This window comes from Rhodothermales bacterium (assembly GCA_039944855.1).
Taxonomy (GTDB): domain Bacteria; phylum Bacteroidota; class Rhodothermia; order Rhodothermales; family JANQRZ01; genus JBBSMX01.
Genome location: JBDUXZ010000021.1, coordinates 44228 through 68842, shown reverse-complemented (window position 1 = coordinate 68842; position 24615 = coordinate 44228). Strand labels below are relative to the sequence as shown.

General features: G+C 68.4%; 12 protein-coding genes and 1 tRNA gene. 8 read left to right on the top strand and 5 right to left on the bottom strand.

Translation table 11 applies throughout. From position 1 onward, the window contains the following. The first annotated feature begins 14 nt into the window (after positions 1-14). From ABJF88_11325 to ABJF88_11315, 3 genes are all read left to right on the top strand, one after another. Positions 15-1124 carry an efflux RND transporter periplasmic adaptor subunit gene (locus tag ABJF88_11325; GenBank protein ID MEP0547514.1) on the top strand — a complete coding sequence of 370 codons (1110 nt, stop codon included), beginning with the start codon at positions 15-17 and terminating at the stop codon, positions 1122-1124. A gap of 84 nt (positions 1125-1208) precedes the next feature. Then, on the top strand, positions 1209-4331 hold the full coding sequence (locus ABJF88_11320; GenBank protein MEP0547513.1) for an efflux RND transporter permease subunit: 3123 nt from the start codon (positions 1209-1211) through the stop codon (positions 4329-4331). Between the two features lie 119 nt (positions 4332-4450). Beyond that, the gene (locus ABJF88_11315) at positions 4451-5836 is read left to right on the top strand and encodes a TolC family protein (protein MEP0547512.1); all 1386 of its coding nucleotides are present in this window, start codon (positions 4451-4453) and stop codon (positions 5834-5836) included. Positions 5837-5842: 6 nt separating this feature from the next. Here ABJF88_11315 and acs read toward each other — a convergent pair whose 3' ends face one another. Then, complete coding sequence (acs, locus tag ABJF88_11310; GenBank protein ID MEP0547511.1) at positions 5843-7828, bottom strand: acetate--CoA ligase; 1986 nt, start codon at positions 7826-7828, stop codon at positions 5843-5845. Positions 7829-8024: 196 nt separating this feature from the next. On the opposite strand from acs, the gene ABJF88_11305 reads away from it, so the two are divergent. Further along, entirely contained in the window at positions 8025-9413 is a 1389-nt protein-coding gene (locus tag ABJF88_11305; protein ID MEP0547510.1) for a cytochrome P450, read from the top strand. 20 nt (positions 9414-9433) lie between these two features. Here the strand turns inward: ABJF88_11305 and ABJF88_11300 are convergent, their stop codons facing one another. From ABJF88_11300 to speA, 3 genes are all read right to left on the bottom strand, one after another. Further along, on the bottom strand, positions 9434-10501 hold the full coding sequence (locus ABJF88_11300; protein ID MEP0547509.1) for an agmatine deiminase family protein: 1068 nt from the start codon (positions 10499-10501) through the stop codon (positions 9434-9436). 62 nt (positions 10502-10563) lie between these two features. Then, positions 10564-11466 carry a carbon-nitrogen hydrolase gene (locus tag ABJF88_11295; protein MEP0547508.1) on the bottom strand — a complete coding sequence of 301 codons (903 nt, stop codon included), beginning with the start codon at positions 11464-11466 and terminating at the stop codon, positions 10564-10566. Positions 11467-11505: 39 nt separating this feature from the next. Then, positions 11506-13503: a biosynthetic arginine decarboxylase gene (gene speA, locus ABJF88_11290; protein ID MEP0547507.1), complete on the bottom strand. Its 1998-nt coding sequence runs from the start codon at positions 13501-13503 to the stop codon at positions 11506-11508. 327 nt (positions 13504-13830) lie between these two features. Between speA and ABJF88_11285 the strand changes: the two genes are divergently transcribed. Continuing rightward, positions 13831-14835, top strand: a complete 1005-nt coding sequence (locus tag ABJF88_11285) for a deoxyhypusine synthase family protein (GenBank protein MEP0547506.1) — start codon at positions 13831-13833, stop codon at positions 14833-14835. A 77-nt stretch (positions 14836-14912) separates the two neighbouring features. Next, positions 14913-14985 (top strand) — tRNA-Ala (locus tag ABJF88_11280). A gap of 308 nt (positions 14986-15293) precedes the next feature. Here ABJF88_11280 and ABJF88_11275 read toward each other — a convergent pair. After that, on the bottom strand, positions 15294-16301 hold the full coding sequence (locus ABJF88_11275) for an HNH endonuclease (GenBank protein ID MEP0547505.1): 1008 nt from the start codon (positions 16299-16301) through the stop codon (positions 15294-15296). 295 nt (positions 16302-16596) lie between these two features. Here ABJF88_11275 and ABJF88_11270 point away from each other — a divergent pair, with 295 nt between their 5' ends. After that, positions 16597-21756, top strand: a complete 5160-nt coding sequence (locus tag ABJF88_11270) for a DEAD/DEAH box helicase (protein ID MEP0547504.1) — start codon at positions 16597-16599, stop codon at positions 21754-21756. An 11-nt stretch (positions 21757-21767) separates the two neighbouring features. After that, entirely contained in the window at positions 21768-24587 is a 2820-nt protein-coding gene (locus ABJF88_11265; protein MEP0547503.1) for a helicase-related protein, read from the top strand. Positions 24588-24615: the final 28 nt, after the last annotated feature.

Sequence of the window (24615 nt, the reverse complement as noted above, 5' to 3'; positions counted from 1 at the left end):
AGTCTCGTTCGGGCATGAAGCCCTGGCAGAAGCGCCTCCTCTTCGCAGCGATCGCCCTCGTCGTCCTCGCCCTGCTCGCGTGGCCGAAGCTGCGCTCTGATGGCCCGGAAGGACCGCCGCCCGGCGCCCGCGGCGGGCAGCCCGCCCGCGTGACGGCCTACGTCGCCACTCCCGAGACGATGCGCGACCGGATCCGCGCCACGGGCAGCCTGCAGGCCGACGAGGCCGTGGACCTCTCGGCGGAGACCTCCGGCCGCGTCACGAACATCTACTTCCAGGAAGGCAGCCGCGTCCGCCGGGGCCAGCTCCTCGTCAAGATCAACGACGCCGAGCTGCGCGCCCAGCGCGAGCGGCTCCGCACCCGGATCGAGCTCGCCGCCACGCGCGAGAACCGGCAGCGGAAGCTGCTCGACATCGGCGGCGTCAGCCAGGACGAGTACGACGGTGTGCTCGGCGAGCTGAACGTGCTCCGCGCCGAGGTCGACCTCCTCGACGCGCAGATCGCCAAGACCGAGGTGCGCGCGCCGTTCTCCGGCGTGATCGGGCTGCGCTACGTGAGCGAGGGTGCCTTCGTCACGCCGCAGTCCGAGATCGCCTCGCTGCAGGCGCTGAGCCCGATGAAGCTGGAGTTCTCCGTGCCCGAGCGCTACGCCGGCCGCGTCCGCCCCGGCGACGCCGTGCTGTTCTCGATTGCCGGCGCGCCCGGCACGTTCGAGGGCGAGGTCTACGCCGTCGAGCCCCGCGTCGACCTCGACACGCGGACGCTCCTCCTCCGCGCCCGCGTCGACAACCCGACCGGCCTCCTCCTCCCCGGCGCCTTCGCCGACGTGGAGCTGATCGTGGACGAGATCGCCGGTGCCCTCCCCGTCCCCGCCATCGCTGTGATCTCCGAGATGGGCGGCAAGCGGGTGTGGGTCGTCGAGGGCGGGAAGGCGACGCCGCGGACGGTCGAGACCGGCGTGCGGACGGACGACGCCGTGCAGATCGTCGACGGCATCGCGCCGGGCGACACCGTGATCACGAGCGGGCTCCAGTCGATCCGTCCCGGCCAAACCGTCCGCATCGAGTCCATCGATGGGCTGACCTCGGAGCCGGTCCCCGCCGCTGTCACGAGCACGCTTTGACATTCGCTGATCGAGTGATTCGCTGATTGGGTGATTCAACCTCCAAATCAGCAAATCACTCAGTCATTCAATCACCCAATAGCCGTGACCCTCTACGCCCTCTCGATCCGGCGGCCCGTCCTCGCGACGGTGTTCTCGCTCGTCATCATCCTGTTCGGGGTGCTCGGGTTCACGCGGCTCGGCGTGCGGGAGTATCCGGCTGTCGATCCGCCCGTGATCTCGGTCTCGACGAGCTACCGAGGGGCGAACGCCGACGTGATCGACGCGCAGATCACCGAGCCGCTCGAAGAGCAGATCAACGGGATCGACGGGATCCGCACGCTGACGTCGCAGTCGAGCGACGGGTCGAGCAACATCACCGTCGAGTTCGACCTCGGGACTGACCTCGAACGGGCGGCCAACGACGTGCGCGACCGCGTCAGCCGCGCCGTCGGCAACCTCCCGCCCGACGCCGACCCGCCGCGCGTGGCGAAGGCCGACGCCGACGGCGACCCCATCGTCTTCCTCAACATCGCGAGCGACGAGCGGAGCCTGCTCGAGCTCTCGGACATCGCCGAGAACCTGTTCAAAGAGCGGCTCCAGACGATCTCCGGCGTCGCCCGCGTCGACATCTGGGGCGAGAAGCGCTGGGCGATGCGGCTCTGGCTCGACCCCGCCCGCCTCGCCGCGTACCAGCTCACGCCACTCGACGTGCAGCGGGCGCTCACCGCGCAGAACGTCGAGCTGCCGACGGGCCAGATCGAGGGCGAGAGCGTGGCGCTGACCGTGCGGACGATGGGCCGCCTGCAGACTGTCGAGGAGTTCCAGAACCTCATCGTCAAGCGGGCGGGCGACCAGCTCGTCCGGCTCGGCGACGTCGGCCGCGCCGAGCTCGGGGCGGAGAACGAGCGGACCGTGCTTAAGCGCGACGGCACGCCGATGGTCGGCGTCGTGCTCCGGCCGCTTCCGGGCGCCAACTACATCGCGATTGTCGACGAGTTCTACGAGCGGCTCGAACCGATCAAAGCCGACATGCCCGCCGACCTCCGCCTCGGCATCGGGTTCGACCAGACGACGCAGATCCGCAATTCCATCAGCGAGGTGCAGCAGACGATCTTCCTCGCGCTCGGGCTTGTCATCCTCGTCATCTTCCTCTTCCTCCGCGACTGGCGCACCACGCTCGTCCCCATCGTCGTCATCCCGATCTCGCTCGTCGGCGCGTTCGCGGTGATGTGGCTCTTCGGCTTCTCGATCAACATCCTCACGCTCCTCGCCCTCGTCCTCGCGATCGGGCTCGTGGTGGACGACGCGATCGTCGTACTGGAGAATATCTACGCCAAGATCGAGGCCGGCCACGAGCCGGTCCCGGCGGGCATCCTCGGGACGAAGGAGATCTTCTTCGCCGTCATCGCGACGACGCTCGCGCTCGTCTCGGTGCTGCTCCCCATCGTATTCCTCGACGGGCTCGTCGGGCGGCTCTTCCGCGAGTTCGGGCTCGTGCTGATGGGGGCCGTCGTGATCTCGTCGTTCGTCGCGCTCACGCTCGCGCCGATGCTGGCGACGAAGCTGCTGAAGAAGCGCGCCGTGCAGCCGTGGCTCTACCGCAAGACCGAGCCGTTCTTCCAGCGGCTGACCGAGGGCTACCGGCGCTCGCTCGAAGGGTTCGTCGCCCGGCGATGGGCCGCGCCGCTCGCGTTCGTGGCGAGCATCCTCCTCGTCGTCGTGATCTTCCGCACGCTTCCCGAAGAGCTCGCGCCGCTCGAAGACCGCAGCGGCCTCCGCCTCTTCGCGACGGCACCCGAGGGCGCGACGTTCGACTATATGGACGCGTTCGTGGATGGGATGATCGGCGTCGTGGAGGACGAGGTGCCGGAGACGGCGGCGCTGATCACCGTCACCTCGCCGGGCTTCGGCGGGCGCTCGACGAACTCGGCGTTCGCCCGGCTCCGCCTCGTCGAGCCGGCGGAACGCGAGCGCTCGCAGCAGGCGATCGCCGACGCGCTCGGCACGGCGGTCGGCGGGCTGACGGGGGCGCGGACGTTCGTCTCCCAAGAGCCGACGATCTCGGTCGGCCGCGGCGGTGGGCTGCCGGTGCAGTACGTCTTGCAGGCCCCGAGCTTCGCCGCGCTCGAAGCGACGCTGCCCGAGTTCATGGACCGGGCGCAGCAGAGCGAGGCCTTCGCGTTCGTCGACGTGAACCTCAAGTTCTCCAAGCCCGAACTCCGCGTCGAGATCGACCGGGCCCGAGCGGAGAAGGTCGGCGTGTCGGTGCGCGACGTGTCGCAGACGCTCCAACTCGCGCTTGCCGAGTCGCGCCTCGGGTTCTTCGTCCGCAACGGGCAGCAGTACCAGATCATCTCCCAGGTCGAGCGCGGCGACCGCAACGAGACGATCGACCTCACGAACCTCTACGTCCGCGCCGCGACGGGCGAGCCGGTCCCGCTCGACGGGCTCGTGTCGGTGCGCGAGGAGAGCGCGCCGCCGCAGCTCTACCGCTACAACCGCTTCGTCTCGGCGACGGTCAGCGCCGCGCTCGCGCCGGGCACGACGCTCGAAGCCGGGCTCGATGCGATGGACGCCGTCGCCGCCGAGGTGCTGCCGGAGTCGTTCTCGACGACGCTCGCGGGCGAGAGCCGCGACTTCCGCGAGAGCTCGGGCAGCGTGCTCTTCGTGTTCCTCCTCGCCCTGCTGATGATCTACCTCGTGCTCGCGGCGCAGTTCGAGAGCTTCCGCGACCCGTTCACGATCCTCCTCACGGTCCCTCTCGCCCTCGCCGGCGCGCTCCTCTTCCTGTGGTATTTCGGGCAGTCGCTCAACATCTTCAGCCAGATCGGGATCGTGATGCTCGTCGGGCTCGTGACGAAGAACGCGATCCTGATCGTCGAATTCGCCAACCAGCGCCGCGCCGCCGGCCGCTCCATCCGCGAGGCCTCGCTGGATGCGGCGGCGGCCCGCTTCCGCCCGATCCTGATGACGACGGCCTCGACCATCCTCGGTACCCTCCCGATCGCGCTCGCCCTCGGCGCGGGCGCGTCGAGCCGGATGCCGATGGGGATCGCGATCATCGGCGGCCTCCTCGTCGGGACGGGGCTGACGCTGTACGTGATCCCGGCGGTCTACCCGTACCTCACGCGGCGAGAGCTCGCCCCGGTGATCGAGGACGCCTACGGCGGCGACGGCGAGGCGCTCGACGCCGCGCTCCCCTCCGCCCAGACGGCGACGGCGTGAACATAGTCAACCCGAGTCGTGCTCTATGCTTCGTCATCCTGAGCGGAGGGAGCGTCAGCGAGCGAAGTCGAAGGATCTCTCCGGGCAGTCTCCCTAGAGATCCTTCGACTTCGCTCAGGATGACAAGGGCAAAGGGGGTTCGCTGTACCTCAAAACTCGAGACAGTTATCCCGTTCGTTCTCGCTCTCCTCCTCGCCGTACCCGCCCTCGCGCAGGTCCCGGCGGACTCGCTCGGCCCGTTCCTGCCGCCAGAGCCGTTCGCCGTCACGGCCGTGCCGGCCGACATGCTCCCGCTCCTCACGCTCGCCGAGGTGACGGCCCTCGTCCTCGACCAGAACCCGACCGTCGTGATCGCCCGGTTGGAACGCGAGATCGCCGACAACGACGCCTCGCTCGGGAATGCCGACTTCCTCCCGACCGTCAGCCTCACGGCGACGCAGCGGCGGCTCGCCTCGTTCGGCGGCGCCACGCAGATCGACCGCAGCAGCGACTACTCGCTCGACCTCGCGGCGGGCGCGCGCGTGACGGTCTTCGAGGGGCTCGCCCGCGTCGCCCGCTACCGCCGGCTCCAATCCCTCGCCGAGGCGCGCGCCTTCGATGCCGAGGCCACGGCCGAGGCCGTGCTCGCCGACGCGTACGTGACGTACTTCGACATCGCCCGGCAGCAGGACCAGCTCCTCGTGCTGCGCGAAGCCGTCGCGCTCTCCGAGGAGCGCTTGCAGATCGCCACACGCCGCCGCGACGTGGGCGCCGCATCCGACCTCGAAGTCCGCCGCGCGCTCGTCGATCTCAATGCCGACCGCGCCGTCCTCCTCCGCCAGCAGAACGCGCTCGCGCAGTCGAAGGCCCTCCTCAACCAACTCATCGACCGCACCGACGCCGCCTTCCGCGTGACCGATTCCGTCGCCGTCGACACGACGCTCGCGCTCGGGATGCTCGAAGCCGACGCGCTCGACGCGCCCGACCTCCGCGCCGCGCGCGCGTCGGAAGAGGCGGCCGAGCTAGACCGCACGGCCGTCCGCCGCGAGTTCTGGCCCCGCGTCGACCTCACCGCCGGCTACGTGTTCGACCAGGTCACCGACCCCATCGGCCTCACGCCCGGCCAGGCCGGCGGCTTCACGTACGGGCTCACCGCCACGTTCGATCTCTTCGACGGGTTCCAGCGGCGGCGGCGGCTCGGGAACGCCGCGCTCCGGCAGCGGCAGCAGGCGCTCGTCGTGGATCAGACGCGGACGGCGCTCCTGACAGCGCTGGAAAGCACCTTCGCCGTGTACGAGCGGAGCCTGCTCCTCGTCGCGCTCGAAGAGGCGAACGCCGACGCGGCGCGGCAGAACGTGACCGTCGCGCTCGAACGGTTCCGGCTCGGCGTGAGCACGTCGCTGGAGCTACGCGAGGTACAACGTGCCCTCATCGACGCGCAGAGCCGTCTCGTCGCTGCCGTGTTCGAGGCGAAGCAGGCCGAGGTCGAGTTGCTCGCCCTCAGCGGCCGGCTGCTGCCCGAGTAGGCCGAGCTACCCCAGCCATTCCTCCGCGTCCCGGTTCGGCCGGTTGCGGCGGCCCTTGATCAGCTTCGTCACGACCTCCGGGTCGGCGAGCGTCGAGGTATCGCCGAGCGCGTCGTGTTCGTTCGCGGCGATCTTGCGGAGGATGCGGCGCATGATCTTGCCCGAGCGCGTCTTCGGCAATCCCGCAACGGCGAACTGCACGAACTCCGGCGTCGCGATCGGCCCGATGACGTGGCGGACGTGCTGGCGGAGCTCGTCGCGGAGGTCCTCGCTCGGGGCGTAGTCGGCGCCGAGCGTGACGTAGCAGTAGATGCTCTCGCCCTTGATCTCGTGCGGCACGCCGACGACGGCGGCCTCGGCGACGGCAGGGTGGAGCACGAGCGCGCTCTCGACCTCGGCCGTGCCCATCCGGTGCCCGCTCACGTTGATCACGTCGTCCACGCGGCCCGTGATCCAGTACGTCCCGTCGGCGTCGCGGCGGCAGCCGTCGCCGGTGAAGTACTTCCCGTCGTAGGCCGTGAAGTAGGTATTGACGAAGCGGCCGTGGTTCTTGTACACCGTCCGCGCCTGCCCCGGCCAGCTGCCGGTGAGGACGAGGATGCCCTGCGTCGCGCCCTCCTGCACGGCTCCCTCGCCATCCACGACCTGCGGTTGGACCCCGAAGAACGGGCGGCCCGCCGCGCCGGGCTTCTGCGGGAGCGCGCCCGGGAGGGAGCAGATCATAATCCCGCCCGTCTCCGTCTGCCACCACGTATCGACGATGGGGCAGCGCTCGTCGCCGACAGTCTCGTAGTACCACCGCCACGCCTCGGGGTTGATCGGCTCGCCGACGGTGCCGAGCAGGCGGAGGCTGGAACGGTCCGAGCGCGTGACGAAGGCGTCGCCCTTCGCCATGAGCGCGCGGATCGCCGTCGGCGCGGTGTAGAAAATCGTCACGCCGTGCTTGTCGACGACCTCCCAGAAGCGCCCGGCGTCGGGATACGTTGGGACGCCCTCGAAGAAGACTTGCGTGGCGCCGTTGATGAGCGGGCCGAAGACGATGTACGAGTGGCCCGTGATCCAGCCCACGTCGGCCGTGCACCAGAACACGTCGTCCTCGTGCAGGTCGAACACGAGTTCGTGCGTGATCGAGGTCCAGACGCAGTAGCCGGCCGTCGTGTGGACGACGCCCTTCGGCGTGCCGGTCGAGCCGGAGGTGTAGAGGATGAAGAGCGGGTCCTCGGCGTCCATCTCGGCGCACGGGCAGTCGGCGTCGACTTCCTCGAGAGCCTCGTGGAGCCACACGTCGCGGTTCTCGCTCCACGTGATGTTGCCGCCGGTGTTGCGAATGACGAGGACGTGGCGGACGCCCGGCGCGTTCTTGAGCGCGGCGTCGACGTTCGCTTTGAGCGCGACGGTCGAGCCCGCGCGACGGCCCTGATCGGCGGTGATGACGAAGTCGCTCTCGGCGTCGTTGATCCGCCCGGCGAGGGCTTCGGGGCTGAACCCGGCGAAGACGACGGAGAAGACGGCGCCGATGCGGGCGCAGGCGAGCATGGCGTAGGCCGCCTCGGGGATCATCGGGAGGTAGAGCGTGACGCGGTCGCCGCGCGTGACGCCCTTCGCTTTGAGCACGTTCGCGAACCGGGCGACGGCGTCGCGCGCTTCGGCGTACGAGATCCGGCGTGAGGCGTCATCGGGGTCGTCGGGCTCGAAGATGAAGGCCGTCCGGTCGCCGCGCCCGGCCTCGACGTGGCGGTCGAGCGCGTTGTAGCAGGCGTTCGTCTTGCCGCCGACGTACCACCGGACGTGCACGTCGTCCGCGTCGAACGACACGTCTTTCACCGAATCGAACGGCGCGAACCAGTCGATGCGCTCGGCCTGCTCGGCCCAGAAGCCCTCGTTATCCTCGACGGAGCGGCGGTACTGCTTCTCGTACGCCTCGGCGGAGCCGATGTGTGCGCGGCGCTGGAAGTCGGCGGGGGGCGGGTAGCTGGCGGGAGCGTCGGCCATCGCGGGGTCCTGTTGAAGTGCAGAGGGGCGGAGAAAACAGAAGGTACTCTGTGCACTAATAATCGGTGGAGCCGGATCCCGCTCGTCGAGGCGCCGGCAGGCGATGACAGAACGATGCGCTCGTTTTTTGCCCTCCGAGCGCGGACATAACGAGCCGTCCCGTGCGTACAATGCCCCATCCTCAGCCCCTGCTCCCATGCCGTTCTTCACCAAGACGACGTACCCCGCGCGCTTCCCCGGCCAGCTGCTCCTGGAGATGCAGCGTGACCCGCTCGGCACGTTCGGACGGATGGCGGCGACCGGCGGCGCCCTCGTCCAGGCCGACACCGGCCTCCGGCCGTTCTACCTCGTCGCCGACCCGGAACTCGTCAAGGAGCTCCTCACGACGCCGACCGACGCGTTCACCAAAAGCCCCATCCTCCAGCGGACGAAGGTCGTGCTCGGCGAGGGCCTGCTGACGAGCGAGGACCCGCTGCACCGGCAGCACCGCAAGCTCATCCTCCCGGCGTTCCACCATCACCGGCTCCGCGCCTACGCCGATACGATGACGCGCCTCACCGAGCGGACCGCCGCGGGCTGGCACGACGGCGAGGTCTTCGCGCTCGACCGCGAGATGATGCGGCTCACGCTCGAGATCGCCGCCGAGACCCTCTTCGGCGCCCACGTCGAGTGGGCCGTGACGCGGATCAGCCGCGCGCTCGACACGGCGATGCGTGTCTTCCGACGCCGGATGATGAACCCGTTCGCCGACGCTCTCCTCAAGCTCCCGCTCCCCGATAGCCGCCGCGTCCGCCGCGCCCGCGCCGACCTCGACCGCGTCGTCTACGGCATCATCGAGGCGCGCCGCGCCGAGCGCCGCCCGCGCCCCGACCTCCTCGGCCTCCTCCTCGAAGCGCAGGATGAGGACACCGGCGCCCACCTCACCGACGCTGAGGTCCGCGACGAGGTGATGACGCTGTTCCTCGCCGGCCACGAGACGACGGCGAACGCGCTCACGTGGACCCACGTCCTCCTCGCCCGCCATCCCGACGTCGCCGCCCGCCTCCACGCCGAGGTCGACGCCGTGCTCGGCGACCGCCCCGCGACGTTCGACGACCTCCGCGAGCTGGGATTCACGCGCCAAGTGTTCAGCGAAGCGCTCCGGCTCTACCCTCCCGCGTGGGCCATCAGCCGCCTCGCCGTGCGCGACACGGTCCTCGGCGGCCACCGCATCCCCGAGGGGTCCATCCTCACGATCAGCCCCTACGTCCTCCACCACGACGCCCGGCTCTGGGCCAACCCGGAGACCTTCGACCCCGACCGCTTTGCGCCCGAGGCCGACATCAAGCGGCACAAGTTCGCCTTCCTCCCCTTCAGCGCCGGCCCGCGCGGCTGCATCGGCGAGCAGTTCGCGTGGATGGAAGGCGTGCTCGTCACCGCAACGCTGGCCCAGCGGTGGCGGCTCCGCCTCGCCGACGATCAGCCGATCCCACTCCAGCCGAGCGTTACGCTGCGGCCGGGCCGCTCCGTCCCCGTCATCGCGCACCGCCGCGAACCGGTCTCCACGGAGGAGTCCCAGACCCTGCAGCAGAGCACGTCGCCGTAGGGTCGCAGCGCGCTGCGACTCTACCGTTGCCTCAGCGTAGCGTCGTTCCCGGCGGGGATTTGCTGCGTGAGGCAGTGGAATGCGCCGAGCCCCCACACGAGATCGCGGCAGTCGATGGGCGTGACGACGCGGTCGGGGAAGTACCGTTGCAGGGTCTCCTGCGCGACGCGGTCGGCGGGGTCATCGAAGGCGGGGAGGAGGACGGCGCGGTTGCCGATGTAGAAGTTGGCGTACGACGCGGGCAGCCGCTCGCCCTCCCACTGCACCGGCGCGGGCATCGGCAGCTCGACGACTTCGAAACGGTTGAGGGCGCGGAGTCGGCCCAGATTCTCGCGGAGCGGTTCGTAGTTCACGTCGCTCGGGTCGTCCTCCACGACCGTCACGACGGTGTTCGGATTCAAGAACCGCGTGAGGTCGTCGATGTGGCCGTCGGTGTCGTCGCCGACGATGCCGTCGCCGAGCCAGAGGATCTCGCGCACGCCGAACGCATCGCGAAGCCGCCGCTCGATCTCTTCCTTCGACGTGCCGGGGTTGCGATTCGGGTTGAGCAGGCACGCCTCCGTCGTCAGCAGCAGCCCGTCGCCGTTGACTTCGATCGAGCCGCCTTCGAGGATGAAGTCGAACGCCTCGCGCGGCGTGCCGACGAGCTCGGCCATCCGCTCGGGGACGAGGTTGTCGAGGGCGAAGTCGGGGTATTTCTCGCCCCAGTTGTTGAACCGCCAATCCGTCGCGAGGCGCTCGCCCGCGCCGTTCGTGACGAAGATCGCGCCGTAGTCGCGGACCCACTCGTTGTCCGTCGGGATCCGGTGGAGGCGGACGTCGCCGCCAATCCCAGCGAGCCGGAGGAGTGAGCCGACGACCTCTTCGGCCGCCTCGTCGAGCACGTTGATGTGGACCGTCTCGCCCGCCGAAAGTGCCCTCGCGATCTCGACGTACGTGGGGACGACGGCGTCGAGCTTGCCGGGCCACGTGCCCTCGAAGTGGGGCCAGGTGATCCACGTGCCGGCGTGGGGCTCCCACTCGGCGGGCATCCGGTAGCCGCGGGCGGCAGGACTGCCGGGAGTGAAAAGGGGAGAATCAGTGGACATGAAGCGAGAGGCAGAGACGCAGCATGCTGCGTCTGTACGGCGGGAAGCGAGCGCCCGGCGGGTCAGTCCGAGTCGATGAAGCGGCGGGTGAGCGGCGCGTAGGCGTCGATGCGGCGGTCGCGGAAGAACGGCCAGCCGTGGCGGAGCGCCTCGATCTCGCCGAGTTCGGCGTCGACGAGCAGCACGGTTTCCTCGTCAGTCCCCGCCTGCGCGAGGATCTGCCCGTTCGGCGCGACGACGAAGCTGCTGCCCCAGAACTCGATGCCATCGTCGGCGTCGGCGGCATCCGGTGCTGGCTCGAAGCCGGTGCGGTTGACGGAGACGACGTAGCAGCCATTCGCGATCGCGTGGGCGCGCTGCGAGGTGATCCACGCATCGCGCTGCGGGCCGCCGTGGCTCTCTTTCTCGTACCGCTGCCAGCCGATGGCTGTGGGATAAAACAGAACTTGGGCGCCCTGGAGCGCCGTCAGCCGCGCGGCCTCGGGGTACCACTGGTCCCAGCAGATCAGCACGCCGAGGTCGCCGTGGTCGGTCGCGAAGCTCTTGAAGCCGAGGTCGCCGGGCGTGAAGTAGAACTTCTCGTAGAAGCGGGGGTCGTCGGGGATGTGCATCTTGCGGTACTTCCCGACGTAGCCGCGCGAGCCGTCGAGCACGGCCGCGGTGTTGTGGTAGAGCCCGGCGGCCCGCCGCTCGAACAGGCTCGCCACGATCGTCACGTCGAGTTCGGCGGAGAGCTCGGCGAAGGTCTCCGTGCTCGGGCCGGGGATGGGCTCGGCGAGGGCGAAGAGGGCGGCGTCTTCGGTCTGGCAGAAGTAGCGCGAGCGGAAGAGCTCGGGCAGGCAGATCACCTCGGCCCCGCCGGAAGCGGCTTCACGTACGCCGTCAACGGCCTTCGCCATGTTGGCGTCGGGGTCCTCGCCCATCGCCATTTGAACGAGGCCGAGCTTCATCGTGGAATCAGGCATGGCTATGCGGGCGCTGATGGTTCGGGCGGTGGCGCGGCGCTACTCGAACTGCGTGTCGTAGTAGGTATACGTGCCGAGGACGCGGCGGTACGCGTCGAGCACGGCCGTGGCCTCGCGGGGGCGGATCGTGCCGTCCTTCGACTTCTTGCGGAGGAGCAGTTCCATCTTCTTCTCCAGACCCTGCGGGAAGTACTGGACGCGCCCGAGCATCTCCTGCACCGTCGTGCCCCGAATCACGGTCTCGACGTAGAAGTTCTCCGGCTCCTCGTCGTCGGCGTAGACGTGGGCCTCGGTGACGCCGCCGAACAGGTTGTGCGTGTCGCCGAGGATGTCCTGGTAGGCCCCCATCAGGAAGAAGCCGAGGAAGTAGCGGCCGTCCTTCTCGAGCGGGTGGACTTCGAGGAAGCGCTTGTCGTGGTCGGGCGCGACGAAGTGGCTCACCTTCCCGTCGGAGTCACACGTGAGGTCGACGAGCGTGGCGCGTCTCGTGGGCTCCTCGTCGAGCCGGTGGATCGGCATGATCGGGAAGCGCTGGCCGATCGCCCAGTGATCGAGGATCGACTGGAAGACGGAGAACGCGCAGAGGTACTGGTCGACGAGGTGGTCGTCGAGCGCGTCGAGGTCGGGCGGGAGCCACTCGGGGTCGGCGCGGTGGACGCGCTGGTTGATGGCGCGGCAGACGCTCCAGTAGAGCCGCTCGGCGCGGGCCTTCTCGGCGAGGTCGAGGTAGCCGAACGAGAAGAGGGTGTCGGCCTGCTGGCGCTGCTCGGCGGCGTCGTGGTAGGCTTCGAGGATCTCGGCGAGGCGGAGCCCGCGGCCGTTCGAGCGGACGAGGTCGTGGATGCGGTGGAGCTCGTGGAGGATGGCGTGATCGCCCTTCGCAGGCGTCCAATCCGGGTCGGCCTCCGGCTTCGTCGTCGCGCCGAAGACCTCGACGATGAGGACGGAGTGGTGGGCGGTGAGGGCGCGGCCGTTCTCGCTCACGAGCGTGGGGTGCGGGACCTCCTCGGCGTCGCAAATCTCCTTCACGGCGAAGACGATGGCGTTGGCGTACTCCTGCACCGAGTAATCGACGGCGCCGTGGGAGCCGAGCGCGCCGGCCTCGTAGTTCACGCCGAGCCCGCCGCCGCAGTCGATGTAGCGGACGGGGAGGCCGCGGTGGCGGAGGTAGGCGTAGACGCGGGAGATCTCGCGGACGGCCGCCTTGAGGTTGTTGATGTCGGCGATCTGGCTGCCGAGGTGGAAGTGGAGCAGGTGCAGCGCCTCGGTCCGCCCCGTCGCCTCCAGCCGGTCCACGATGTCGAGGAGGTCCGGCGTCGAGACGCCGAACTTCGAGTGGTCGCCGCCGGACTCGGCCCACTTGCCGGAGCCGCTCGCCGCGAGGCGGACGCGGAGGCCGAACCGGGGCTCGACGCCCATCTCGTTCGCCAGCCGCTCGATCGCTTCGAACTCGGCCAGCTTCTCGACGACGGGGATGACGTTCTTGCCGAGCCGCTGGAAGGTCAGCATCAGCCGGAGCATTTCATTGTCCTTATAGCCGTTGCAGATCAGCAGCGTCTCGTCGTCTTCGAGGTGCGAGAGCGTGGCGACGAGCTCGGCCTTCGACCCACACTCCAGCCCGAAGTCGTACGGCTTCCCCGCCTCGACGATGTCCTCGACGACCTCGCGGAGCTGGTTGACCTTGATCGGGTAGACGCCGGTGTAGCGCCCCTCGTACCCCGCCTCGGAGATGGCCGAGCGGAACGCCTCGTTCAGCTCGGTGACGCGCGTGGCGAGGAGGTCCTGGAACCGGATAAGGGCGGGGAACTCGACGCCCTGCCGCCCGAGCTCCTCGGCGACGGCGTGGATGTCGACGGAGAGGTCGCTGCCGTAGCACGGGCGGACGGCCGCGTGCCCACGCTCGTTGACGTGGAAGTAGCGCTCGCCCCAGGACGGGACGTGGTAGAGCCGCTCGGCGTCGGCCGGGGTCCAAGCTTCCGCTTCGGTGAGTTCGGCGGCGACGGCGTCGGGCGTGGGGGCGAGGGTGTCAGGGCTCAATAGAACGGTGGGCTAGAGGCGGAAAGCACGGGGTCGGGACACGGCGCGCTAAACGGAACGACGCTGGGGCAGTTCCGATAGCCGGCGCGTCTTGCGTAAACTTCGGATACGCGCGCGGCCACCAGCGGCTGTCCGTTGGAACCCCGCGCGACGCCTCCGGTTCGCGCCGCCCCACTCGCAAAGAGACGAAGAACGGAAGAGTCGAAGAGCGGAAGAGACGCAGAGCCCGCCCGCCGTGTCGCCGTCTTCGATTCCTCGTCTCCCCGATTCTTCGCCTCCCCGATCCTCGACCCTTCGATTCCTCGCCTCCTCCATTCTCTGAAGCCCATGCCCGTCGACACCCAGACCGCCACCGACTACGCCGCCGTCGCCCGCTTCGTCCGGCACCACTACCGCCACTTCAACGCCGCCGCGCTCGTCGACGCCGCCGACGGCTACCGCGCCCACCTCGACGGCGGCGGGCGGATGCTGGTCTCCCTCGCCGGGGCGATGAGCACGGCCGAGCTCGGGCTCAGCCTCGCCGAGATGATCCGGCAGGACAAGGTCCACATCATCTCCTGCACCGGCGCGAACCTCGAAGAGGACCTCTTCAACCTCGTCGCCCACGACTTTTACGAGCGCGTCCCCCACTACCGCGACCTCAGCCCGGCCGACGAGCAGGCGCTTCTGGAGCGCGGGATGAACCGCGTCACCGACACCTGCATCCCCGAGGAAGAAGCGTTCCGCCGACTCGAAAAAGCCCTCGTCGGGCAGTGGACGCAGGCCGAGGCCGACGGCGAGCGCTACTTCCCGCACGAGTACCTCTACCGGATCATCCGCTCGGGCGAGTTGGAGGGGTACTACCAGATCGATCCGAAGGACTCGTGGCTCGTCGCCGCGGCTGAGAAGGGCCTCCCCATCGTCGTCCCGGGTTGGGAGGACTCCACGTCGGGCAACATCTTCGCCGCTCACGTCCTGCTGGGCGACGTGAAGAGCCCGCACACCGTCAAGACCGGGATCGAGTACATGACCTGGCTGGCCGACTGGTACACCGAGACGAGCGCCGACGGCGGCATCGGCTTCTTCCAGATCGGCGGTGGCATCGCGGGTGACTTCCCCATCTGCGTCGTCCCGATGCTGGAGCAGGACATGGACCGGCGGACGCCGCTGTGGGCTTACTTCTGCCAGATCTCCGACTCCACGACGAGCTTCGGCTCGTACTCCGGCGCCGTGCCGAACGAGAAGATCACGTGGGGCAAGCTCGGCCCCGACACGCCGAAGTACGTCGTCGAGAGCGACGCGACGATCGTGGCGCCGCTGCTCTTCGCGTGCGTGCTGGCGGACGCTGAGTGAAAAGCGGATTAGGACGCCGGCGCGCGGGGACACCGTCTTGAACCGCCTGCGCGGCGTTGTATATTGGGTGCTCCACCGGGGCTATAGCTCAGTTGGTAGAGCGCTGCAATCGCACTGCAGAGGTCAGGAGTTCGAATCTCCTTAGCTCCACGCCCCTAAAGCGGCCCAGACGAAGCGGAAACGCTGATTCTGGGCCGCTTGTTTGATTATGCAGTGCGCCCCTGGATACCCGGTACGGCATATATCCGACAAATCAGTGCGCATTGCTTCGCCTTCGTTCGTACTGGCGTGGCTGCAACAGTCAGAGCGTACCTCGCTCCGTGGGGCCGGGCTCCACGGCGACGTACGGGAGGCGCTCACCGCGGGTGTTACGGTTGAGGCCCGCCGCTCGCTCGACGAGCGTGCGCGCCGTGAATGCGCGGGGGCTGCCGTCTGAATGCACCTTACTAGCGCTGCCCTTACGCATCTAGGAACCGCTTCGTGGAATGGAGTTCGAGCCGCTCGGGGTCCGGCTTCGGGTACGGGGCGCCTGGCGTCCAGATGGTCTGGCCGTCGTGTTGGTAGTAGACTTTCCCATTGTCGTAGTCGTCGCGGAGGCGGCGGCTCACGCGGAACTCGTAGTCTGGGGTGACGGTGACGTAGCCGCTGTCGAAGAGGCGGTGGACGTCGGCGCGGAGGAGGAGTCCGTTCTCGAGGGCGTGGTCGCCGCCCTCGCCGTAGGGGACGATGTGGGCGGCGTCGAGGGCGGGGAGCGAGTGTTCGCCCGTGACGGCGCACCGGCCATAAGCCTGTTCGAGGGCGTAGCGGAACGTGCCCTGGCCGAGGCGGGGGCGGATGGTCTTCGGGGCACCATAGCGCTCGCCGGGGTCGACGTTGAAGAGCGTCCGCTGCGCTCCAAGTTCACGGCTCGTGCCGGTGGGAATGTCCATCGGATCGCCCAGGTCGAGGGCTTGGCCGAGCGTGGCTGTGCGCTCGAGGCATGCCTGCCAGATCCGGCGGCCTTCCCCTCGCGTCGAGTCGTATCCCTTGCCCACTTGGATCGACGGAGCCCAGTCGTCGGGCTTTCGGATCCACATCTCTCGGGGGAAGAGAACGGGCGCGGCGAGAAGAAGGCAACCGACACGGTGCTGGAGTGCTCCGTATCCGAGTTCCACGCCAGCAACGTATTGAGCGACGCGAGCGGCCATCTCCTCGAGGGACGCTGCGCCGTTGGCCTCGCCGAATGCTCGCCACGCCTCGCGGACGCTGAGGTGGCGGAAGGCGGCGAAGAGACCGAAGCCGGCGATGGCGTCACCGTCAGCGACGCGGAGCTTGAACAGGAGAGGCTCGCCGAATGACAAGGCCCGGAAGCCCGTGCGCCCCGATGGCTTCCAGAAATTGGCCTCGTCGAGCCCCTCGGGGCGCAGGGCCAGCTGGAAGAGGTGGCTGAACCAGTTGGCATCGGTGATGGCGATATAGACGCGCATACGCTTCTAGTCCCTGGGAAGGCCACAAGCTAACTCGCACGTGCTAATCCAGGGACCGATCATCCGTTCCTCTCGATCGCGGCTACGCTCTCTCAAGAACAGCGCTTCCCCTCAAGCCTGTCAAAGCGACTCACCGCTGCTCCAGAGGATACTTGGCTAGCAGACTATGCTATGGGTTATCTTCCTAACAGTATCACAGTTGAGTTGAGGCAAGCAGAATTAGCCCTCTGTTCAGGGATTCAAAGAAAGAGGTAGGGGCCACTCTATGGACGTGTTCGGGTTACGCGAGGCGCTGGTGGGGGATTACGCCTCCTACATCCGCAGCTTCATTCGCATCGAGGACGAGCGCATCGCAGAGCGTGTCGAGGACGAGCTACGGTCCGGGCTGCTCTGGCCTGACCCGCTGATCCAGCTCAATCCATCGTTCGAACCTGCCGAGCGCGTGGATGACCTAGTCAACGAGGGAGTACTTCACCCGACATGCGCTGACATCTTCCGCCTCGACCAAGACACCGGAGGCAGGCGATCCTTGCGGTTGTACCGCCACCAGGCCGACGCCATCCGCGTCGCTCAGGCGGGCCGCAACTACGTCCTGACTACGGGGACGGGCTCGGGGAAGAGCCTCTCCTACATCGTCCCCATTGTGGACCACGTCCTTCGCGCGGGTAGCGGACAAGGGATTAAGGCGATCGTCGTATACCCCATGAACGCGCTGGCGAACAGCCAGTACGGCGAGCTCGAGAAGTTTCTGGGCGACCCGACCACTGGCAACGCGCCGGCGACCTTCGCACGTTACACGGGGCAGGAAAACGATGCGCAAAAGAAGGCGATCGTCGCGAACCCGCCGGACATCCTGCTCACGAACTACGTGATGCTGGAACTCCTGATGACCCGCCCCCAGGAGCGGAACCTGATCAAAGCCGCAGAGGGGCTGCGCTTCCTCGTGCTAGACGAGCTCCACACGTACCGAGGCCGACAGGGAGCGGATGTCGCCCTCCTGGTCCGACGCGTCCGCGACCGGATGGGGGGGGCTGGCCTCCGGTGCGTCGGGACGTCGGCGACAATGGCGAGTGGGGGGAGCTACGCCGAGCAGCAGGCGGCCGTCGCCGACGTTGCGACGCGGCTGTTCGGGAGTGAGGTTCGTACCGAGGACGTCATCGGCGAGACCCTACGCCGGGCTACTCGTGCTTGGTCATCTGACGATGGGGCGTTCATCGACGCCCTCACGACGCGCTTGAACGAGGGTCGCAAGGAGGCGCCGCCGAGCTACGAAGACTTCATCGCCGACCCGCTCTCTCGGTGGATCGAGAGCGTGTTCGGCGTCAGATGGGACGAAGAGGCTTCGCGGCTTGCGCGGGTGACGCCGCGAAGCCTGCTCGGTAACGACGGGGCTGCCCAAGAGCTGAGCGTTCTCACGGGTGTCTCGGTAGAGCAGTGCGCGCACGAGCTGGAGGCGGGGCTTATGGCCGGCTATAACGCTGGGCGCGACCCCACGTCCGGCTTCCGCCCCTTCGCTTTCCGGCTTCACCAGTTCATCAGCCGGGGCGACACCGTTCATGCATCGCCAGAGCGCGAGGGGGATCGGTACGTCACCGTCCACAAGCAACAATACGTACCCGGCAATCGCGACAAGGTGCTGCTCCCGCTCGCCTTCTGCCGCGAGTGCGGGCAGGAGTACTACACCATCCGTCGCACGGCCGACCCCGCCACGGGCCGGGTCCAGTACGTGCCGCGCGACCTCCGGGACCAGTACAACGACGAGCTCGAAGGAGAGGCCGGCTTCCTCTACTTGAGCACCTCGCAGCCGTGGCCAGAGGACGATGCCGCAATCGCCATGCGGCTTCCGGACGATTGGCTAGAGGAGACTGCTGGGGGGGCGCGACTGCGCAAAGACCGGCGCAAGTACCTCCCGTCCTCCGTCGCCGTGACGGCAGATGGGTTGGAAGACCCAATCGGCCAACGGGCCGCGTTCCTCACCGCTCCGTTCAGATTCTGCTTACGGTGCGGGGTCGCGTACGGGAGCCGCCAACGCAGCGACTTCGCCAAGCTCACCACGCTCGGCTCGGAGGGGCGGAGCACTGCGACGACGATCCTAAGTCTCTCGGCGGTACGACGGCTTCGCACGGAGCAGACGCTCAAGGCGGAAGCCCGCAAGCTCCTCTCGTTCACGGACAACCGACAGGACGCCGCTCTCCAGGCTGGGCATTTCAACGATTTCGTCGAAGTGGGCCTGCTCCGCGGCGCGCTCTACCGAGCCGTGGAGGACGCCGGCGCGCGGGGTATTCGCCACGACGAGCTTACGCAGCGAGTAGCGGATGCGATGCGGCTCCCCTTCGATGACTACGCCGCCGACCCCACCGTCCGGTTCGCCGCTAAGGAGGACACGGAGCACGCATTCCGACAAGTGCTGGGTTACCGGCTCTACCGCGATCTCCGGCGCGGATGGCGCGTGACGGCTCCGAACCTGGAGCAAGCCGGCCTGCTCGAGATCGACTACCGCTCGCTCGACGAGCTGTGTGATGCCGACGATATCTGGTCGGGGCTGCACCCCGCCCTCGCCGAGGCCAACGCGGCGACGCGGTGCCACGTGGCGCGTGCCCTTCTCGACTACATGCGGCGCGAGCTCGCCGTGAAGGTCGATTACCTCGATGCCCGCTTCCAGGAGCGGATGCAACAGCAGAGCGCACAGCGGCTCTCAGGCGCGTGGGCCATGGACGAGGACGAGAAGTTAGAGGTGGCCACGACCGTGCTGCCCCGATCGCGTAAAAAGGGCGACTGGCGCGGGCACACATTCCTCTCAGCCCGAGGCGGGTTTGGGCTGCTGCTCGGCCGTCCGACTACGTTCGGGCACCTAAACGAGCGCCCTTCGCTGAAAGATCGGGAGGAGATCATCCGCCAGCTGTTCGAGGCGCTGCGGACGGCGGGGCTCGTGGAGCGCGTGCTGGAGCCGGACGGAGACGACGAGGTGCCTGGGTACCAGGTCCCCGCTGCAGCACTCGTGTGGCGGGCCGGGAGCGGAGAGCGATCGTTCCACGACCCCATCCGCGTGCCGGCACTGCCCGAGGAGGGCGGTCAGACGAACGCCTTCTTCGTCGACTTCTACCGACATGTCGCTCAGGGACTGCATGGGATGGAGGCCCGTGAACATACCGCGCAGGTGCCCTACGCCGAGCGCGAGGAGCGCGAGGAGCGCTTCGAGGACGCCCGCCTGCCCATCCTCTACTGCTCGCCGACGATGGAGCTGGGGGTCGACATCGGCAGCCTCAACGTCGTCAACCTCCGCAACGTCCCGCCCACCCCGGCCAACTACGCCCAGCGGAGCGGCCGCGCCGGCCGAAGCGGCCAGCCTGCCCTCGTCTTCACCTACTGCACGACCGGCTCCTCGCACGACCAATACTTCTTCCGGCGGCCCGAGCGGATGGTCGCGGGGGCCGTCTCGCCTCCCCGGCTTGACCTCGCCAATGAGGACCTCGTGCGCTCCCACGTCCACGCTGTGTGGTTGGCCGAGACGCGCCTGAGTCTTGGTAAGTCGCTCCTCGACGTGCTCGACGTGGAAGGCGAGACGCCCTCCCTAGAGCTCCACGAGCGCGTGCGTGCTCAGATCGAGGGCGACGGGCCGCGCGAACGGGCGGGGCAACGGGTCCGTCACATCCTCGGTGCCGTCCAAGAGGCGCTAGGCGATGCAGACTGGTATAGTTCCAGTTGGGTCGACGACGTGCTCCGCCAGGCGCCGCGGCAGTTCGACAAGGCGTGCGACCGGTGGCGCTCCCTCTACCGCTCGGCGCTCGCGCAGTTCACTGCGCAGACGGCCATTGTGAAGGACGCCTCCCGCGGGCTCCGTGATAAGAACGAAGCCAAACGGCTCCGGCGCGAGGCCGAGCAGCAGCTCGAGCTGCTGACGCAGGTCGACAGCGTGGGGCAGAGCGATTTCTACAGCTACCGCTACTTCGCCAGCGAGGGGTTCCTCCCCGGCTACAACTTCCCGCGCCTCCCCCTGTCGGCCTACATCCCCGCCCGGCGGAAACGCCAGCACGACGAGTTCCTCTCGCGACCGCGGTTCCTCGCCATCAGCGAGTTCGGACCTCGGGCTATCGTCTACCACGAGGGGTCGCAGTACGTCATCAACAAGGTGATCCTCCCGGTGGCTGCCGAGACGCCCGGCCAAGACGACGGCGTGCTCACCCATCGGGCCAAGCGGTGCGAGCAGTGTGGCTACCTCCACCCCCTCGCCGGCGACGTCGACGCTTACGACGTGTGCGAGCGGTGTGGGGAGGAGCTGTCGGTTGCGCTGACCCAGCTGTTCCGGCTCGAGAACGTCTCCACGAAGCGACGCGAGCGCATCACCTCCGACGAGGAGGAGCGGATGCGGCTCGGATACGAGATCGTTACCGGTGTCCGGTTCGGGGAGCAGGACGGGCGCCCTACGGCGCGCATGGGGTCCGTTCGCGCAGACGGCCACGACATCGCCGAGGTAGCGTATGGTAACGCCGCGACGCTCTGGCGGATCAACACGGGCTGGGCGCGGCGGAAGGACAAGCACCAAATGGGGTTCGTGCTCGACACCGAGCGGGGGTACTGGGCCACGAACGAGCAGGCTGCCGAGGACCCGGGCGACGCCATGTCGAAGCGGACACAACGCGTGATCCCGTACGTCGAGGACCGCCGCAACGCCCTCCTCGTAACGCCGCGGCGAGCGCTGGAACCGGACCAGATGGCCTCGCTCCAGGCTGCGCTCAAGCAAGCCCTCCAGGTGCACTATCAGCTCGAGGACGATGAGCTCGCCGCGGAGCCTCTACCCAATGCTGGGGACCGCCGCCAGCTCCTCATCTACGAGGCGGCCGAAGGCGGGGCCGGCGTGCTCCGCCGCCTGCTCGACGCGCCGGACGACCTCGCGCTCGTGGCACGGGAGGCGCTCCGGCTGTGCCATTTCGACCCCGATACCGGCGACGACCTCGGGCAGGCGCCGGGCGCGGAGGAGCGCTGCGAGGCGGCCTGCTACGACTGCCTCATGAGCTACCGCAACCAGCGAGACCACGCGCTTCTTGATCGGCTGGCGATTCGCGACGTACTCCTAGAGCTTGCCAAGGCACGCGTCGAGGCCTCACCTACCGTGGCACCTCGTGCGGAGCACCGGGACGTGCTCGACCGGCTGGCGGATTCCGGTCTTGAGCGCCGGTGGCTAGAGTTCCTCGAGCGGCATGGGCTCCGGCTGCCGTCGGAGGCGCAGCCTCTTCTGGCTGAGCACGGCACGCGCCCCGATTTCGTCTACCGGGACCACCATGCTCTCGTGTATGTCGACGGTCCCCCCCACGATTACCCCGACCGCCAGCGTCGCGACGAGGCGATGACGTCGGCACTGGAAGACGCCGGGTACTGGGTCATCCGCTTCCACCACGAGGACGACTGGCGCGACATCGTGGGGCGCTACCCCTCGGTGTTCGGCTCCCTCTCCTGAATGCTTCTCTGATGACCGACTTCGCCATAGGCTCCCTCGTCCACGCTCGCGGCCGCGAGTGGGTCGTTCTCCCCGAAAGCCAAGACGAGCTCCTCGTGCTCCGCCCGCTCGGCGGGACCGACGACGAGATCACGGGGCTCGACACGCTCCTCGAGGACGCCCGCTCCGCTACGTTCGCGCTGCCGGACCCAGCTCGGGCCGGGGATTTCCGATCGGCGCGGATGCTCTACGACGCCGTGCGGTTGGGCTTCCGCGCCAGCGCCGGCCCGTTCCGGTCGTTCGCGAGCCTGGGCGTGGAGCCCCGGTCGTACCAGCTTGTGCCGCTCCTGATGGCCCTGAAGATGGACCCCGTGCGACTCCTGATCGCCGACGACGTAGGGATCGGAAAGACGGTCGAGTCCGGGCTCATCGCAAAGGAACTGCTTGCCCGCGGTGACGCAGGGGGACTGACCGTGCTCTGCCCGCCCCAGTTGGCCGAGCAGTGGCAGCGCGAGCTGGCCGAGAAGTTCCACATTGAGGCAGAGCTGGTGCTGCCGAGCACGGCGCGGCGGCTGGAGAAGTTCGCGAGCGCACGGCAGTCCATCTTTGAGGTGTTTCCCTACACCGTTGTCTCGATGGACTACGTCAAGAGCGACCGGCGGCGGGACGAGTTCGTCCGTTCGTGCCCCGATCTCGTCATCGTGGACGAGGCCCACACGTGCGCCCAGGCGGACGGCCGCGGCGCCCAGCACCAGCGACACGAACTGGTCAAAAAGCTCGCGGAAGGCGCGCATCGCCACCTCATCCTCGTAACGGCAACGCCCCACAGTGGGAAGGAAGAGGCGTTTCGGTCCTTGCTGACGCTGTTGGACACGAGCTACGTAAATCTTCCGGCCGACCTGACCGGCCCCTCACAGGAGCCCGTCCGGCGGAAGCTCGCGGGGCAGTTCGTACAACGCCGCCGGGCAGACATCAAGCACTTCGCCGACGAGGACACGCCGTTCCCCACGCGGATCGAGGTCGAGGAGAGCGAGGGGGCCTACACGCTTACCCCGGAGTACGCCACGCTTTTCAACGACGTACTGGACTACACCCGCGAGAGCGTCGGGTCGGCGGAATCGGGGAGCCGGGATCAGCGGGTGCGCTGGTGGAGCGCGCTCAGCCTGCTGCGGGCGCTGGCCTCCAGTCCGGCCGCCGCCGCCGCGACCCTCACGAACCGGGCCGCGTCGGCAGAGGCTAAGACCGTAGCAGAGGCCGATGCGATTGGCCGGCATCGCGTGATGGACATGGCAGTGGACGACGACGCGGAGGGGGCCGACCTCGTGCACGGCGCACTCGTGACGCTTGAGGACGACACGCGCTCGACCGACCAAGCGCGGCTGCGGGCACTGGCCCGCCGGGCGGAGGCACTCGGCGGCACGGCAGACGCGAAGCTCACCAAGGGCATCAGCCTCGTAAAGCGACTGCTGAAGGATGGGCACCAGCCTATCGTGTTCTGCCGCTTCATCCAGACGGCGGAGTACGTGGCCGAAGCGCTGCGCACCGCGCTACGAGGCGTGGAAGTCGCCGCGGTGACGGGCCTGCTGGCCCCGACCGAGCGTGAGGCCCGCGTGGCCGAGCTGGCCCAGGCGGATAAGCGCGTGCTCGTAGCCACCGACTGCCTCTCTGAGGGGATCAACCTGCAGGAAGCGTTCGACGCCGTGCTGCACTACGACCTCGCGTGGAACCCGACGCGGCACGAGCAGCGCGAGGGGCGCGTGGACCGCTACGGGCAGCCCCGGAAGGAGGTGCGCGTGGTGACGCTGTTCGGGAAGGACAACCAGATTGACGGGCTCGTCCTCGACGTGCTGCTCCGTAAGCACAAGACGATCCGGAGCCAGCTCGGCATCTCTGTGCCGGTCCCCACGGGCTCGGACGCGCTCGTCGAAGCCGTGTTCGAGGGCCTGGTGCTCCGCGGGGCCCGGGTGTCGAGCCAGCAGATGGGCCTCTTTGACGACCTCACGAAAGAGCAGTTTGAGGACGTTCATACGGAGTGGGAAGAAAGCGCGACGAAAGAGACGCGCTCCCGGACGATGTTCGCCCAGGAGCGGATCAAGACGGACGACGTGGTCCGCGAGCTGGAGGCGATCCGGTCGGCGATCGGCGGCCCGCTCGACGTCCGACGGTTCGTGACCGACGCGATCCGAACGCACGGTGGAGTCGTGGCTCAAGACCACGGTGGCGAGGTCGTCCGACTCGATCTGACGGAGACCCCGCGGAGCCTTCAGGATGCGGTCGGGGGGCGCCAAGAGCTGCGAGTCCGGTTCGAAGGGCCTGTGGATGACGGCGAAGTTCGTCTCGTACGGACGCACCCGTTCGTGGAGGGCCTCGCGAGTCACGTGCTCGACGCTGCGCTCGACGGCGAGGGCGTGGCCCGGCGATCGGGCGTCGTCCGGACCCAGGCTGTCACAACGCGAACGACCGTGCTGCTGGTGCGCTTCCGATTCCACCTCGTCGTCACGCGTGAGGGCGAGGAGCGCGCCATGCTCGCGGAAGACGTCGGCGTGCTCGGCTTCCAAGGGGCGCCGTCGGATCCGACGTGGCTGCCCGAAGGGCTGGCGGCGGCGAGCCTCTCCGCCACGCCCGACGCCAACATTGGCCCCGACCAGGCACGGCACTTCCTCCAGCGGGTGACCGACGAGTTCGACGCGCTCCGACCAAAGATCGAGGCCGAGGCGAAGCGAAGGGGAGACGACCTTCTCGATGCCCACCGGCGCGTCCGCGATGCGGCCAAAGCGACGGGTCGCTATACGGTCCAGCACCAGGACGAGCCAGACGTACTTGGGGTGTTCATCCTCCTTCCAGCCGCCTGAAAGCGACCACCTTTCCCTGCCGGTGTTG

Excerpts from the sequence above, each read along its gene's own strand:
- ABJF88_11285 (MEP0547506.1), top strand. The coding sequence starts at position 13,831 with ATGCCCGTCGACACCCAGACCGCCACCGACTACGCCGCCGTCGCCCGC.
- ABJF88_11295 (MEP0547508.1), bottom strand. The coding sequence starts at position 11,466 with ATGCCTGATTCCACGATGAAGCTCGGCCTCGTTCAAATGGCGATGGGC.
- ABJF88_11305 (MEP0547510.1), top strand. The coding sequence starts at position 8,025 with ATGCCGTTCTTCACCAAGACGACGTACCCCGCGCGCTTCCCCGGCCAG.
- ABJF88_11315 (MEP0547512.1), top strand. The coding sequence starts at position 4,451 with ATGACAAGGGCAAAGGGGGTTCGCTGTACCTCAAAACTCGAGACAGTT.
- ABJF88_11325 (MEP0547514.1), top strand. The coding sequence starts at position 15 with ATGAAGCCCTGGCAGAAGCGCCTCCTCTTCGCAGCGATCGCCCTCGTC.
- ABJF88_11300 (MEP0547509.1), bottom strand. The coding sequence starts at position 10,501 with ATGTCCACTGATTCTCCCCTTTTCACTCCCGGCAGTCCTGCCGCCCGC.
- acs (MEP0547511.1), bottom strand. The coding sequence starts at position 7,828 with ATGGCCGACGCTCCCGCCAGCTACCCGCCCCCCGCCGACTTCCAGCGC.
- ABJF88_11265 (MEP0547503.1), top strand. The coding sequence starts at position 21,768 with ATGACCGACTTCGCCATAGGCTCCCTCGTCCACGCTCGCGGCCGCGAG.
- ABJF88_11275 (MEP0547505.1), bottom strand. The coding sequence starts at position 16,301 with ATGCGCGTCTATATCGCCATCACCGATGCCAACTGGTTCAGCCACCTC.